Raw genomic sequence first — 14285 nt, 5'->3', positions numbered from 1 at the left:
AGGGCGGATGCATCGCAGACGAAACGCAACACCAACCCGCCGGCGCTCTACTCCGTTTTCGGGGTTTTTTCAGGAGATTCAATGTCACAACTCAACCCCTCTCGCGAGGAGTTCGCGAGCCTTCTTGAAGAATCCTTTTCCGAGCGCGACCTTGTCGAAGGCTCAGTGGTAAAAGGTGTTGTCACCGCCATCGAAAAGGACATGGCCATCATTGATGTTGGCCTGAAAGTGGAAGGTCGGGTGCCGCTGAAGGAATTCGGCGCCAAGGCCAAGGACGGCGAACTCAAGCCAGGCGTCGAGGTAGAGGTCTATGTCGAGCGTGTAGAGAACGCGCTGGGCGAGGCCATGCTTAGCCGCGATAAGGCCCGCCGCGAAGAGAGCTGGATCAAGCTCGAAGAGAAATTCAGCAAGGGCGAGCGCGTCGAGGGCGTCATCTTCAATCAGGTCAAGGGCGGCTTCACCGTCGATCTGGACGGCGCCGTTGCCTTTCTGCCGCGCAGCCAGGTGGACATCAGACCGATTCGCGATGTCTCCCCGCTCATGCACACCCCGCAGCCCTTCGAAATCCTCAAGATGGACAAGCGCCGCGGCAACATTGTCGTATCCCGCCGCACCGTGCTTGAGGAAAGCCGCGCCGAGCAGCGCTCGGAGATCGTACAGAACCTCGAGGAGGGCCAGGTGGTCGAGGGTGTTGTCAAGAACATCACCGACTACGGCGCATTCGTGGACCTTGGCGGCATCGATGGCCTGCTGCACGTCACCGACATGGCGTGGCGTCGCGTCAACCATCCCACGGAAATCCTCAATATCGGGCAAACTGTGAAGGTGCAGATCATCCGCATCAATCAGGAAACGCACCGCATCTCGCTTGGCATGAAGCAGCTTGAGGCCGATCCGTGGGAAGGCATCGGCGGCAAGTATCCGCTGGGCAAGAAGGTTACGGGCCGGGTCACCAACATCACCGATTATGGTGCCTTCGTGGAGCTGGAGCCTGGCATCGAGGGCCTCATTCACGTGTCCGAGATGTCCTGGACCAAGAAGAACGTCCACCCCGGCAAGATCCTGTCCACGACACAGGAAGTCGAGGTTGTGGTTCTGGAGGTCGATCCAGTCAAGCGCCGCATCTCGCTGGGCCTTAAGCAGACGCTCGAGAACCCGTGGGAAGCTTTTGCCCGCGACCATCCGGTCGGGTCGGTAGTCGAAGGCGAGGTCAAGAACAAGACCGAGTTCGGCCTGTTCATTGGACTGGAAGGCGATGTCGACGGCATGGTCCACCTTTCCGATCTCGACTGGACGCGCCCCGGCGAGCAGGTGATCGAGGAGTACAACCGCGGTGATATGGTGAAAGCGCAGGTTCTCGATGTCGACATTGAGAAGGAGCGCATTTCGCTCGGCATCAAGCAACTTGGCCGCGATGCGGTAGGCGAAGCGGTAGCCTCTGGCGAGTTGCGCAAGGGTGCGGTTGTCACTTGCGAGGTCACCGCCGTCAAGGATAGCGGCATTGAGGTGCGACTCGTCGACCACGATCTGGATGCCTTTATCCGCCGCTCGGACCTGTCGCGCGACCGCGACGAGCAGCGCCCTGAACGCTTTGCCGTCGGCCAGAAGGTGGACGCCCGCGTCACGCAATTCGACAAGAAGACGCGCAAGATCGCCGTGTCCATCAAGGCGCTGGAAATCGCCGAGGAGAAGGAGGCTGTTGCCCAATACGGTTCGACAGATTCCGGTGCATCTCTGGGCGACATTCTGGGCGCCGCACTGAAGAAGCAGAGCGACGAGGCGAAGGAGGAATAGCCTCCCGCTCATCAGTAACCAATCGGAACCCCGCGCATTTAGGTGCGCGGGGTTTTTTGTTCGAGCCGAAAGGTCATTTTCCCGGGATCTGCTGAGCGCAGCAAGGCAGATGCTGAAGGGGCCGCACCCTCGGACACGAGGAGCCTTACGCCGCCTTCACCTCGCGCAGGCTTGCGGTCCGCTCCTCATCGATTTCGGATGCGTCCGAGATCGCGACTGCAAAGAGCGTCTCAGCCTCTTCACGCGTGTAGTATCCCAGCAGAACGTCGCGCAGAACCGCCTGCGGATCGCGCTCCAATGCGTGGCCATAGCCGCCCCCTCCGGGTGTCTCCACCCGGACGCGATCTCCTGCTGAAAGCGGGATGTCCTGTTCCTTGGTGATATGGGCTGGCCGATGGGCAAGGCCGCCCCGGGTCACGATGATTTCGCCGGGCTTTCCGTCTGCGCCGCCCAATGCACCCTGCGGGCCGAAGCGGCCGTGGTCCATCACAAAGGAGGCCATTGCCTCTCCGCGCAGCAGCTCGATCTCGTAAATAAGCCCGAAGCCGCCACGCTGCCGCCCTGCCCCGCCCGAACCCTCACGCAGGGAATATTCGAGAAAATGGACCGGGAAAACCTGCTCGGTGATCTCCACAGGAGGCGACTTGGAAATGCCGATGGTCGAGCAGCCATTGGTGAGGCCGTCCTCGCGCGCATTCCCGCCATAGCCGCCGCCGGAAATCTGGTACATCACATAGTCGCGCCCGCGCTCCGGATCGTGGCCGCCAAGCGCGAAATTGCCGCTCGATCCGGCAGGCGCCGCTGTAACATCCTCCGGCAGTGCCTGGACCAGCGCCGCAAACACCGCCTCTGCAATCCGTTGGGATACTTCCGCAGCGCAACCCGAGACCGGCCGCGGATATTGAGCGTCCAGGAAGGTTCCGGCTGGCCTTTTGATCACAAGAGGATCGAAGGCACCTGCGCTTAATGGAATCTCGGGGAAAATATGCCTTACGGCAAGGTAGACGGAAGAATGGGTTGTCGCCAGCACGCTGTTCATCGGCCCTTTGCATGGCGGGCTGGAACCTTCGAAATCGAAAATGAGGCGGTTGTCGCTTGTCTTGGTGACGGAAAGCGCGATTGTAAGCGGCTCGTTCACAACGCCGTCCGAATCGATGAAAGCCTTGCCGCGATAGGTTCCCTCCGCAATGCGGGAGATTGCAGAACGCATCTGCTCTGCCGAACGGGCACGCAGCTCGGCGATAGCTTCCAGAACCGTCTGGTCGCCATAGCGGTCAAGCAGCGCCGCAAGCCTTTCCTTGCCCACTTCGAGGGCTGCCGTCTGCGCGCGAATATCGCCTATGCGCTGGTCGGCCACGCGGATATTGGAGGTGATGATGGAGAAGATTTCCTTGTCCATCACCCCGCGCTTGAACAGCTTGACCGGCGGCAGCCGCAGCCCTTCCTGTTCGACCGAGATCGCGGATGCAGAAAAGCCGCCGGGAACGGCACCCCCAATGTCCGGCCAGTGGCCAATATTGGAAAGCCAGCAGAAAATCCTGCCATTCCGGTAGAAGGGCATGGCAAAGCGCACATCCATAAGATGCGTCCCGCCAAGATAAGGATCGTTGACGATATAGATGTCCCCTTCCTCCGGCGGCAGGCAGCGGCCTTCCCTGATGAACTCAATGATGGTGCGCGTGGATGCCTGCATCGTGCCGACGAACACGGGCAGCCCTTTCAGACCCTGCGCGATCAGCGATCCGTCCTCTGCCGAATAGATGCCGTCTGAACGGTCATCTGCCTCCGCGATGATGGGCGAGAAAGCCGCGCGAGAGAAAGTTGTGTCCATCTCATCGCAGACCTGCTGAAGGCTGGCCTGGATGACGGAAAGGGTGATCGGGTCAATGCCGCTCATCGGCAACGCTCTTGATGGTGATCATGATATTGCCAAGCGCATCCCCCTCGGCAATGTCGCCGGGAAGGATGACTGTGGTCGCATCGAACTGTTCGAGAATGGCCGGACCCACAATCTGCGCGTGAAGCGGCAAACGCTCGCGATCGTAGACCGGCGTCTCCAGCCACTTGCCGTCAAACCAGACCTGCCGCCTTTCGCGCAGGGCTTTGTCGAGCGTCGGAGCGCGTCCTTCGCGCGGAATGAGATCATCGAGCGGAACTTCCTGGCGGACGCCGATGACGGAGGTGTTCACATTGACGACGTTCGCCCGCACTTCAGGTAACCTTACGCGGAAACGGCTGTAATAGGCCTCCTCGAAAAGCGCCTGTATGTCGTCCATCTTCGAGACGAGGCCGGAAATCGGCACGCGGATCAGGTGCGTCTGGCCCACGAACTGCATATCGAGGCTGTGCTCGATGCGGATCTTAACAGGCGTGATCGATTCTTCGCCAAGGGCATCTAGGCCAGCCGCTACCTGCATCTTTATGATGCCGTTCAGCTGATCGGGATCGATGTCCCGGACAGCGGTATTCACCGTATTGACATAATCCTGCTGGAGATCGGCAACGATACAGCCGAGCGCGTTCGTGATACCTGGTCGCGGCGGAACCATGACGCGGGGAACGCCGAGTTCCCGCGCTATCGCCGCTGCATGAAGCGGACCAGCGCCACCGAACGCATAAAGCACGAAGTCGCGCGGGTTGTTGCCTTTGGCCACCGATACCATGCGGATCGCTCCGGCCATCTTCAGGTTGGCGATCTTGAGCACGGCACCGGCCGCCTCCACTGCCGAAAGCCCAAGCCTGTCTCCCAGATTCGCCCTGAACACTTCCTCAACGGTGGCAAGGGGCACTTCTTCATCGACCGACAGAAGGCGTGCGGGGTCGAGCCTGCCCAGCAGCAGATTGGCGTCCGTAATGGTCGGCTGGTCGCCACCGCGCCCATAGCAGATGGGGCCCGGCATGGAGCCCGCGCTCTGGGGCCCGACTTCAAGAAGGCCGGCGCTGTTGACCTTGGCGAGCGAGCCGCCGCCCGCGCCAATCGTATGCACCTCCACCATCGGCACATGGATGGGCATGCCATATTCGAGCTCAAGCTCATTGGAGATCAGCGGCCTGCTGCCCCGGATAAGCGCGGCATCGGTGGATGTGCCGCCCATGTCATAGGTGATGAGATTGGTGTAGCCGGCGCGTCCAGCGGTACGCGCTGCGGCGATGACGCCGGAGGCCGGGCCGGACATCACCGTTTTTGCCGCCTCGCGGGCAACCAGGCTTGAGGAGGTGGTGCCGCCATTGCCGTTCATTATCAAGAAGTCGCGTGCGTAGCCTCCCCGTCGCAATTCGCCGCCCATCCGCTCGACATAACGCTGAAGGATCGGCTGAACCGCAGCGTTCACTGCCGCTGTCACCCCGCGTTCAAATTCACGCGCCTCCGACAGGAGCGCATGGCCCGTGGTGATGAACGTGTTCGGCCAGATTTCGCGCAGCACTTCTTCAGCGCGATCTTCGTGAACCGGATTTCTGTAGGCATGGATGAAATGGATCACCAGCGCTTCGCATCCGGCCTCGATGAGCGTTCGCGCTGCCGCTCTCAGCCCTTCCTCATCGAGCGGGGTGCGGATGCGGCCGCTTGCCTCGATCCGCTCATCCACCTCCAGACGCAGATTGCGAGGAATGAGCGGTATGAATGTGCCGAAGAGCCCATAAGGATTCGGGCGGGTACGGCGGCCTAGCTCGATTACGTCGCGGAAGCCGCGTGTGGTGATCATTCCGACTTTCGCGATTCGGCGTTCCAGCAACGCGTTGGTCGTTGTCGTTGTGCCGTGGACGATGAGGTCGATCTCGGATGGCCGGTAACCAGAGCCCGACAGGGCATCCAGCACCGCTTGCGACTGGTCCTCCGGAGTGGTCGGCACCTTGCCGATCTTCACCGCGCCCCTCTTCATGTCGAGCACGATGAGATCGGTAAAGGTGCCGCCCACATCGATGCCGGCGACAATGCCATGCGAGTGATCTGCTAAGCCGGTCATTGATGGCCTTTATACATCATCGTCCCGCCCGCGCCGGCGAGCTTTTCAGCGCTTCACCGCAACCCGTCAAAAGCCTGGATGTCCGAAGCTTCCAACCCGCCCATTCGGGAATGCACGCGCGGGCCCGATGCCATTGCCAGGCACAGGAGCAGTTCGTCGGGCCGGGGGCCATCCGGAATGCCCACTTCCATCGCGTCGAAGTGGCTGCGCACATACGCGGCGTTGATGTGCCCGATCGGAATGTCTATTCGGGCACCGATACCGCCAACCTTCTTGGCTGAAGGTACTATGGCGAGGGCTTCGCCCAGCTCCTCACGCATCGCATATCCGCCGGGAGCGTGCCAGAGCGCTCCATGCTCCAATTCGCCTGCCGAACCCACGATGACGCCCTTGCCATAAGCATCGATGGCCTTCTTGTCACCGCCCAGCGCAGCGATGAGGCGTTTGGTCATCGTCAGGCCAAGCGGCTTTAAATCCTCCATGCCGGGCTGGAGTTCCTCGACATAGCGCCCGGCATAGGGATTTTTCACCAGTGCCAGCACGGCACCGCGGCGGCGGGGCGTCTTTGGCGGAGGGCCGCCTTCATGCAGGATTTCCTCTACCGTGACCACAATCTTGCGTATCGGGAATTCGGGCATCATTCTCTCCAGCCGCCTTCATTCAGACGATCATTTTTTTCAGGTGATCATTTTCAGCAGTTCTACGAAACGCCTGCGATCGCGCGGTCTGAGTGGCGTCAGGACCTCGTGGCTCACCCTTTGGAATAGTCACAGTATCTGACTGGTGAACTGCGTACCCGTGTGCGTAAACCGTCGCAGATTGACGCGCTGATCCTTTTGCGACTGCATGAGCTCGGCAAGACCCACGAGTTGCACCCTTTCGCAGGAGCGGGCTCAGCGTGGGAGCGTCGATAGCAGTAAGCACACCGACGTGATTCTGCGGCAGGTCGCCATGGCGCAATAGTGTGGCGAGCCCCGCGACCTGCGTCAGCGTGACCGTACGGGACCCGAATGCCCTTTGGAAGAGTGACGTGGCGCGCGGATGCGCAAGCCGGATGAGGCGGGCACTACGCCCCTCCACCCGGAAGCTCATTACTTCCTGCGGTCTCCGGCTCTTGCCGAAGGGCAGCACTGCGGGCAGTTCGGCCTCCCCTAAGGGGCCGGCCGCTTCATCCATGTACTTGCGCCTGTATGTCATTGTCCTCCCGACAACGCTCCCAGGCACTATGGCGCAAACTGCACCGCCAAGTGCCACCGCCGTGATTATTCGTTTGTACACGAATTAATTCGGCGACAGTTTTCGGATGTTGTCAAGCTGTTCGTCAGCGGGCTGCGCTTCGGCACGCAGGACTTCCGGTCAGACTTACCGCCCTGCCGGCAGCGTAATCATGGCAACAGAAACCACCGCCAGAACGAGGCCCGCGCCCTGAACAGGCGTGACGCGCTCTCCGAAAACCAACAGAGCCACGGCGTTAACGGCAATCAGCTGCAATACGGCAGACAAGCTCAAGGCGATGCCCATTCCGAGGTCGCGGATTAGGCGCAACATGATGAGGTTGCCCAAGGTGTATAGCGCCAGCGTGAGAAGCAGCCAGAACGGACGACTTCCGGAAATGGCCCAATTCTTGGCAGCGCTTGCCGCCGCGATAAAGACGATGCTGGAGAAGGTCAGAAGCGCAACGTTCATCTGGCTCATGAGACCTCCCTCGAAACTGTTGCCGCCCCCCTAGCATATATGCGGGAACGGCCGCTCCGATAGGGTCCGCCGACCGGCCGTTCACGTCGATGCGCGGGAGGTGAGCGCCAAGGTCCCGTCTGTCACGCCGAAGCTTGACAGGAACGGGACCTTGGGCAAGCCGGTCCGGGGGGCGGGAGGACCGGCTACTCTCTTGCCATCGGCGCAGTCTGAGGGGCCGCTCACATCGAGCCCACGAGCGCGCGACGAACGCAGCAGAGGTTAGTTGGCTGATTTGCGGATGATTCCTGAAAACGATTGGGAAGGATTGTCTCTGCACGTTGCAGGAAGTTGCGGCGCCCGTGCGATCGGCGGCGCGGCGCAGCTTGCTTGCGGTGCGTCACAGTTCATCCCCTCGTGCATGAATTGCCCCTTCTCAGTGCGGCGTTTCAATCATCTGCACGTGTTTTGGCCCCGCTCCGCAATTATACGCAAATAGGCCTTTGAAAATTTTTGAAGAAAATCTCCCGGGCTTGCGGAGCGGGTTGATCCCGCCGATAACGGTCAATGCAGGGGCGGGACAAAAGCAAAACTGATCCTCACAACCGTTCGGGGAAAGCGTGAGAATCCTGCATCTTTTCAAGACCTATCTTCCGGAGAGTTTTACCGGAATTGAGCGCGTGATCTGGGAAATAGCTGAGGGCCTTGCCCCGCTCGGCGTTGAAACCGATGTTCTTGCGCTGGCAGGCGAACCAAGCCGCGAGCCATTTGCGGCTGGCCACCATACGGTACATCATGCAAGGCGCGATCTTTATCTGGCCTCAACGGGTCTGTCGCTTTCGCTCTTCGGCAAGTTCCGTGCACTCGCTGCGCGGGCGGACATCGTGCACTATCATTTTCCCTGGCCGATGATGGACCTTCTTCATCTTGTTCAACGCCCCGCCTGCCCCACTCTCGTTACCTATCATTCCGACATCGTGCGACAGCGTCTCCTTGCGCCCTTCTATCAGCCGCTGATGCACCGGTTCCTCCAAGGCGTGGACCATATCGTCGCCACCTCTCCAGCCTATGCGGAGACGAGCCGTGTTCTGACGCGCTACGGAAAGAAAATCTCGATCGTGCCCATCGGACTTGCGGAGAGGCAAAGCCCGCCAGCAAAAACGGACGTAGCAGCATGGCGCCAACGTGTGGGGGCGGACTTCTTCCTCTTCGTGGGCGCACTTCGATACTACAAGGGCCTTCCCTTCCTCCTCGATGCAGCCGAGCGTACCGGACTGCCCCTCGTTATTGCGGGGGAAGGAGAAATCCGTCCTGAGATCGAGGCGCGAAATCTTGCCAATGTCCGCCTGCTGGGCAGCGTCTCAGATGCAGACAAGGAAGCCTTGCTTGCGCTCTGCCGCGCCTTCGTCTTTCCTTCCCACCTGCGTTCGGAAGCTTTCGGCGTGGCGTTGGTTGAGGCTGCCCGTGCGGGCAAGCCCATGATCTCTTGCGAGATCGGAACCGGCACGAGCTATGTGAACGTAGACAGAGAAACGGGACTTACAGTTCCGCCGGCAGACCCGGAGGCTCTGGCGGCAGCGATGCGCCGGCTGGCCGGAGATCAGGAGGCTGCGCGGCAGATGGGCCGCAATGCCCGTATCCGGTATGAAAAGCTATTCAGAGCCGAGACGATGTGCGCCGCCTATCTCGATCTTTACAGGGCGCTTGCTCGCGGCAAAGTTTAACCGTGCCGTTGAAGCCACTGGGCCTTTGAAGCCCGAGCGCATTTGTGAACAGACCTGGTGCAAAGCTTACTGCTCCACCAGGCGCCCCAGCTTGAGTGTGATTTTCCGGTCCGTCATCTGGTCCAGGAGCTTCTCGTTGTGAGAAGCGAACAGAAACGCTTCGTTCTTGCTGATGTAGCTGACCAGACGCTCATGGGCCTTTTTCTGGAAGTTTCGATCGGCAACCCCCATCCACTCGTCAAGAAGCAGTATTTCCGCCGGCTCCACAGTACTCATGGCGAATTGAAGGCGGCTCTGCATTCCCGGAGAATAAGTGCCCATGGGCAGGTCAAAGAACGCGCCCAGAGCCGCAAACTCGGCGACATTGTCAACATATTCGTCCAGAGTCATGCCCTTGATGCCGAGCAACGAGTAGCGCAGATGAGCGTTCTGGCGGCCTGTAAGCGCCGGGAACGTGCCGGCGCCGATCGTAAGCAATGCGCGAATGGAGCCACGGACTTCAACGCGGCCGGAAGCTGCCGGCAACATTCCCCCGATCAGCTTAAGAAGCGTGGTCTTGCCGTTTCCGTTACCGCCGATGATGCCGATCCTCTCGCCGCGACGCACTTCAAGGGAAATATTGTCAAGGGCGCGCAGGACCAACTCACCGTTCTTGCGGCGGCGGATCCTCGGGTCGGCATTGACATTGACACTCTTGAATCCTCTCAAGGGTATGTCGACGCAAACATCAGACAGCCGGACGACAATATCCTTTTCACCGCTGCTGCTATTTTGCTCCCTAGCGGAATGAATGTTCATGCTACCCACCGATAGACGACCAGCGCCCGATTGGCGGGATAAACGAGAAACGATAGAAGAACGCCCAAAACGATGAGTCCCAGCGCAACGAAATAGGAGGCGACCGGCCAGGTGCCGGTGATGATCGGCGCGCGTGCGAGTTCAATGAGATGGAAGACCGGATTGAAATCCGCCACCCACTGGTGCTCCTTGAGCCGATCAGCGTACCAGAGAATGGGCGTGAGAAGATAAACCGCGAACAAGAATTGAGGCAGAAACGCACGCAGAAGCCGTATCTTGTCAAAGAAAAAGGAGATGGGAAGGCTCCAACAAAACAAGACAGCAGATATCAGTACAATGCCGACAAAAAAACCCATATATTCTGCATTCAGCAGCACCGTTGGATTGACGGCAAGTATTATAATGCAGGCGGCAGCAAATTTCATTATTATGGTGACGACATATTCGTATGCATTGACCAAATGCACCATGTATCCTGAAATATTGGGGAAAGGAATATAGCGCGATATCTTCTCATTCGCCTGCGCGCTCTGCGAAACATAGATCGCCAGCCCCTGCCACAAGGAGAAGGAAATCGCAAAATAGGGCAGGAATTTATCGAGCGGCTCCTGAAAAACCAGCCCCATGACCGAGCCCAGCACCAGCACATGCACCAGAACCGAAGCGAAGGGGGCGATGAGACCAAGCCCGGAATTCTTCCTGAGCTCCGCCACCTGTGCCAGGTAGAGGTGCCATGCCAGCGAGCGTTGGTTCAACAGAGCGGCAAGGTCGTCTTTGAAGCTACGCTCTATCCAGCGCCAGCGGTTCTTCTCAAATTCCGGCGAATTCATTAGGCTCTCTGCATGACTCTTGACGCAGACTCAATGTAGAGCGCGGCACGCGCTTCTACATTGTATCGTTGTACATAGGCGGCGCGCGCGGCGGAGCGTTCGTCGCGCATCGCATCGCCCAGCATGATTTTCTCGGCCAGTTCGACGTGATTGCCGATTTCGAAGAAGCTCAAGATTCCGGGTTGGTAATTGTCCAACTCGCGGAAGCAATGCGTTCGCGAGCAGTAGAGTGGGCGCTGCAAGTCAAGGGCGAGCGATGCCGGGCCGGACGATGTCTGCCCAACCTCGGCATAGGGCAGGACCACCGCGTCGCAAGCCGCCATGATCTTGTTGAAGTCATCGTTACCCAGCGCGCCGCAAAAATGCACTCTGTCAAGAAGGCTTTTCATCAGCGAAGCTGAAATGAGTTCCTCCTCCTGTTCGGCTCCCCGGACATTCTTTGGATAAAGCTCAGTGACCAGGCGGTGAATATATGGCTGGTGTACCGTACGCGTCGCCAAGCCTTCGGGATGAAGTCCGCCGACAATCAGAAGGTGATAGTCGGGCGGCAAAAGCCGCATCGCATGGATGGCAACTTCAATGCCCTTATATTCGCTCAGGAAGCCAAAACAGGCGATTATCTTGCTGTTCTTGAGACCATACTGACCCTCCACTTCCTGCCGGCAGGAGGAAAAATCAAAGCTCTGTTTTGCCTCCTTGCTCAAAAAAGCAAGAGGCATATGGGAGATCGTGTTTTCCGGAATCCCCATAAGGACAAAGTTCCTTGCCTCGCGCTCGGTTTGCACAATGTGGTGGAACTTGTGAGGCGCTTGCCGGATTCTGCGAAAAAGCCTGTCGAAGACATAGTTGCCGCGGTAAGACCGTATGGCGGCGGCAAGGCCCCGCAGTGAAAGGCTGAGGCTTTCTGCCTGCATGCTGGGGACGGTGTGATAGGTCAGAAGCACCTTCTTGCTCGCCTTGATGATAGCATCCAGACGCTTCCAGATGCGCATGGGGGTCAATCCGAAAAGGCCCGGTTCAAGCTGGATATTGACCACGTCCGCGCCTTTCGCCCGGTGCACGATTTCCGCCATTTCCCTGGCGGCAGCCTCGCGTGCATAGGGGGACTGCGCCCTCAAGAGGGTGACCGGAAGCGCCGCAATCTCGATATCCCATCCGGACTGTGCCCGCAGCGGCCCTTCCAGAAACTCTACATATTGAGCGATGCCGCACGAGCGCCGGTAGCTGGAGACGATCAGCAGCTTCCCGCCATTTGGATTGTCTGTCTTTTTCAACATGGCCCTTCCGCTTGGTTTAGCTGCGCCCATAGACATCTTCGAAACGGACGATGTCGTCTTCTCCGAGGTAGTCTCCGCTCTGCACTTCTATGAGAACCAGCGGCAGAATGCCGGGGTTCGACAAACGGTGCCGGTGACCACCGGGGATGTAGGTCGACTGGTTCGTCGTCACCAACATTTCCTTGTCGCCGTTGACCACAAGCGCGGTCCCGCTAACCACTACCCAATGTTCCGACCGGTGATGATGCGCCTGCAGGCTCAGGCGGCCGCCCGGCTTCACGACGATGCGTTTGATCTTGAAGCGGTCGCCTTCCTCCAGCACCGTGTAGGTGCCCCATGGACGGTGGGCAGTGCGGTGCAGCCTTGCTACATCGTTGCCGTTTGCCTTCAGGCGGTTGTAAAGGTTCTTCACCTCCTGCGCTTTGTCCTTATGGGCAACGAGAAGCGCATCGGGCGTATCGACCACGAGCAGGTCGGAAACGCCGACCAGTCCGACGAGACGGTCCTCCGAATGAACGAAGCAATTGCGCGCACCCTCCACCAGTGCCTCGCCGGTGACGCGATTGCCGGCTTCGTCCGGCTCGACAAGTTCTGACACTGCTGACCAGGAGCCAATATCGGACCAGCCGCACTCGACGGGGACGCAGGCCACGTTATCGGTTTTTTCCATCACGGCATAGTCGATGGAGATGGCTGGGGTGGCTGCGAAAGCTTCGCTTTCCACCTCGTAGGAAACGCGATTATCTGCCTCGCTCTTCAATGCGCGGGCATAGGCCGCCTCTGCGCCGGAAATAATTTCCGGACAATGCTTGCGCATGGCTCCTAGCATGGTCGCGGCTGCAAAGCAGAACATGCCTGAGTTCCAGTAAGTCCGGCCGCTTGCCACATATTCTTCGGCATGTTTGGCATCGGGCTTCTCGATGAAGCGACGCACCTCCTCACCTTCAACCTCGATATAGCCATAGCCTGTCTCTGGCCGGTCCGGCCGGATGCCAAACGTAACGATCCGGCCCTGTCCGGCCAGAACGACGGCCCGCTCCACGGCTTTCGCGAAGGCAGCTTCGTCGCGGATCAGGTGGTCTGCAGGCATGACGAGAAGCGGCATTTCGCCAGCACCACTGCTGGCCGCGTGCAGAGCGGCGAGCGCGATAGCGGCTGCCGTGTCGCGCCCGAACGGTTCCAGCAGGAATGTGTTGTGGCAGTTGGGCGCTTCGACCTCCGCATAGGCATCTGCTGTCAGGAAAAGCAATTCCCGATTCGTGACAGTGACGATGCGTTCGACACCCTCCAGCGCCGCTGCACGCGAATAGGTGCGCCCTATCAGCGTCGTGCCGTCAGGCAGGCGGATGAACGGCTTGGGGTGCATCTCGCGGGACAGAGGCCACAGGCGCGAGCCCGCCCCGCCGCTGACAATGACTGGAAGAACCTGCATCTTATTCCGATCCCCGTATTTAAGGCCAGTCAATGGCCGCATAAAAATTCCCGCCACCTTGCCGGCGCACGCGCTTCTGCTCGCGCCACGTGCGGAGTTCTCGTTCCAAGACACGGCAGAAATACGGTCGGTCAAGACGTATCAACATATGTTTTGACCGATACGGCAGGAGGTTGCCTCCTGTCACTCTTTTATGTCTGTCAGGCTCCCCTTTAACAAACGAACCGCTACGTCTTCTGCAGATCATCTGAAGCTTGACGCACATCCTTCTCGCCCACACCATAGCCAAAAAAGGGGGAGGTGAAAGCGCATGAAGGCATTGCTTCTGCTTGTCTCAGCAACGTTGGCGGGATGTGTTTCATCTCCAGGTCCGAAAGATTATGCTGCGCACGATTTATCGCGGACCGAGTTGCACCGGATAGAACAGGATGTGCGCGGAAGCCTTCAAAACCCGGACGCATTGTTCTCCGGCCTCAAAGCAGCAAGGAGTTCCTCAGGAGAATTGACGGTTTGCGGCTGGGTTAACCTGCGCGACGAGACACGCGAATTTGTCAATTATGTCGGCCACCGCCCGTTTGCCGTCACCTATGATCATGAGGCAGGCACATTGAGCGATTTTCAGATGGTTCGCTTTGCAATGATCAAAGCCGAGTCCCCGCCGCTTTATCATTACTGTGCACAACGAGGCATACCGCTGTAGCTGCGGCGATTGTCGAACAGCAGGCTCGCAACGTCCACTGAAAGTGCTTGGCTCATGACTTCGTTCCAAACTAACCTTTAACATGCCACAC

General features: G+C 59.1%; 12 protein-coding genes. 3 read left to right on the top strand and 9 right to left on the bottom strand.

All coding sequences use genetic code 11. The features are described from left to right. Positions 1-81: 81 nt before the first annotated feature. Positions 82-1794, top strand: a complete 1713-nt coding sequence (gene rpsA / locus HUS57_RS16905; RefSeq protein WP_173935031.1) for a 30S ribosomal protein S1 — start codon at positions 82-84, stop codon at positions 1792-1794. A gap of 145 nt (positions 1795-1939) precedes the next feature. Here rpsA and HUS57_RS16900 read toward each other — a convergent pair whose 3' ends face one another. The 5 genes from HUS57_RS16900 to HUS57_RS16880 all read right to left on the bottom strand — a co-directional run bounded on the left by HUS57_RS16900 (position 1940) and on the right by HUS57_RS16880 (position 7454). Then, positions 1940-3691, bottom strand: a complete 1752-nt coding sequence (locus HUS57_RS16900) for a hydantoinase B/oxoprolinase family protein (RefSeq protein WP_173935030.1) — start codon at positions 3689-3691, stop codon at positions 1940-1942. Next, on the bottom strand, positions 3678-5759 hold the full coding sequence (locus HUS57_RS16895; RefSeq protein WP_173935029.1) for a hydantoinase/oxoprolinase family protein: 2082 nt from the start codon (positions 5757-5759) through the stop codon (positions 3678-3680). The genes HUS57_RS16900 and HUS57_RS16895 overlap by 14 nt, the downstream gene beginning before the upstream one ends. 53 nt (positions 5760-5812) lie before the next feature. Continuing rightward, entirely contained in the window at positions 5813-6397 is a 585-nt protein-coding gene (locus HUS57_RS16890) for an amino acid synthesis family protein (RefSeq protein ID WP_173935246.1), read from the bottom strand. 22 nt (positions 6398-6419) lie between these two features. Beyond that, the gene (locus HUS57_RS16885; protein ID WP_173935028.1) at positions 6420-6956 is read right to left on the bottom strand and encodes a hypothetical protein; all 537 of its coding nucleotides are present in this window, start codon (positions 6954-6956) and stop codon (positions 6420-6422) included. Between the two features lie 165 nt (positions 6957-7121). Continuing rightward, positions 7122-7454, bottom strand: coding sequence for a hypothetical protein (locus HUS57_RS16880; RefSeq protein WP_173935027.1), 333 nt, complete (start codon positions 7452-7454; stop codon positions 7122-7124). 599 nt (positions 7455-8053) lie between these two features. Here HUS57_RS16880 and HUS57_RS16875 point away from each other — a divergent pair. After that, positions 8054-9157, top strand: coding sequence for a glycosyltransferase (locus HUS57_RS16875; RefSeq protein ID WP_173935026.1), 1104 nt, complete (start codon positions 8054-8056; stop codon positions 9155-9157). Positions 9158-9223: 66 nt separating this feature from the next. Here HUS57_RS16875 and HUS57_RS16870 read toward each other — a convergent pair whose 3' ends face one another. Genes HUS57_RS16870 through HUS57_RS16855 form a run of 4 tightly spaced genes read right to left on the bottom strand, consistent with a single transcriptional unit; the run spans position 9224 to position 13494 of the window. Next, the gene (locus tag HUS57_RS16870; protein WP_173935025.1) at positions 9224-9955 is read right to left on the bottom strand and encodes an ATP-binding cassette domain-containing protein; all 732 of its coding nucleotides are present in this window, start codon (positions 9953-9955) and stop codon (positions 9224-9226) included. Beyond that, positions 9952-10785, bottom strand: a complete 834-nt coding sequence (locus HUS57_RS16865) for an ABC transporter permease (protein WP_173935024.1) — start codon at positions 10783-10785, stop codon at positions 9952-9954. Before HUS57_RS16865 ends, HUS57_RS16870 begins: the two co-directional genes overlap by 4 nt. After that, a complete protein-coding gene (locus tag HUS57_RS16860) occupies positions 10785-12062 on the bottom strand; it encodes a glycosyltransferase (RefSeq protein WP_173935023.1) in 1278 nt (425 codons plus the stop codon). The genes HUS57_RS16865 and HUS57_RS16860 overlap by 1 nt, the downstream gene beginning before the upstream one ends. A 16-nt stretch (positions 12063-12078) precedes the next feature. After that, positions 12079-13494 carry a mannose-1-phosphate guanylyltransferase/mannose-6-phosphate isomerase gene (locus HUS57_RS16855; protein ID WP_173935022.1) on the bottom strand — a complete coding sequence of 472 codons (1416 nt, stop codon included), beginning with the start codon at positions 13492-13494 and terminating at the stop codon, positions 12079-12081. Positions 13495-13804: 310 nt separating this feature from the next. Between HUS57_RS16855 and HUS57_RS16850 the strand changes: the two genes are divergently transcribed. Beyond that, positions 13805-14194: a hypothetical protein gene (locus HUS57_RS16850; protein ID WP_173935021.1), complete on the top strand. Its 390-nt coding sequence runs from the start codon at positions 13805-13807 to the stop codon at positions 14192-14194. The last annotated feature ends 91 nt before the right edge of the window (positions 14195-14285 follow it).

Origin of the sequence: Chelativorans sp. Marseille-P2723, from assembly GCF_902809845.1 — a bacterium.
GTDB lineage: Bacteria > Pseudomonadota > Alphaproteobacteria > Rhizobiales > Rhizobiaceae > Chelativorans.
The sequence above is the reverse complement of the archived record's forward strand: the minus strand, read 5'-3'. Positions and strand labels throughout refer to the sequence as shown.

What these genes read in the sequence shown, in the direction of transcription:
- HUS57_RS16860 (WP_173935023.1), bottom strand. Translation starts at nt 12,062, where the DNA reads ATGTTGAAAAAGACAGACAATCCAAATGGCGGGAAGCTGCTGATCGTC.
- HUS57_RS16885 (WP_173935028.1), bottom strand. Translation starts at nt 6,956, where the DNA reads ATGACATACAGGCGCAAGTACATGGATGAAGCGGCCGGCCCCTTAGGG.
- HUS57_RS16855 (WP_173935022.1), bottom strand. Translation starts at nt 13,494, where the DNA reads ATGCAGGTTCTTCCAGTCATTGTCAGCGGCGGGGCGGGCTCGCGCCTG.
- HUS57_RS16870 (WP_173935025.1), bottom strand. Translation starts at nt 9,955, where the DNA reads ATGAACATTCATTCCGCTAGGGAGCAAAATAGCAGCAGCGGTGAAAAG.
- HUS57_RS16890 (WP_173935246.1), bottom strand. Translation starts at nt 6,397, where the DNA reads ATGCCCGAATTCCCGATACGCAAGATTGTGGTCACGGTAGAGGAAATC.
- HUS57_RS16865 (WP_173935024.1), bottom strand. Translation starts at nt 10,785, where the DNA reads ATGAATTCGCCGGAATTTGAGAAGAACCGCTGGCGCTGGATAGAGCGT.
- HUS57_RS16880 (WP_173935027.1), bottom strand. Translation starts at nt 7,454, where the DNA reads ATGAGCCAGATGAACGTTGCGCTTCTGACCTTCTCCAGCATCGTCTTT.
- rpsA (WP_173935031.1), top strand. Translation starts at nt 82, where the DNA reads ATGTCACAACTCAACCCCTCTCGCGAGGAGTTCGCGAGCCTTCTTGAA.
- HUS57_RS16850 (WP_173935021.1), top strand. Translation starts at nt 13,805, where the DNA reads ATGAAGGCATTGCTTCTGCTTGTCTCAGCAACGTTGGCGGGATGTGTT.
- HUS57_RS16900 (WP_173935030.1), bottom strand. Translation starts at nt 3,691, where the DNA reads ATGAGCGGCATTGACCCGATCACCCTTTCCGTCATCCAGGCCAGCCTT.
- HUS57_RS16895 (WP_173935029.1), bottom strand. Translation starts at nt 5,759, where the DNA reads ATGACCGGCTTAGCAGATCACTCGCATGGCATTGTCGCCGGCATCGAT.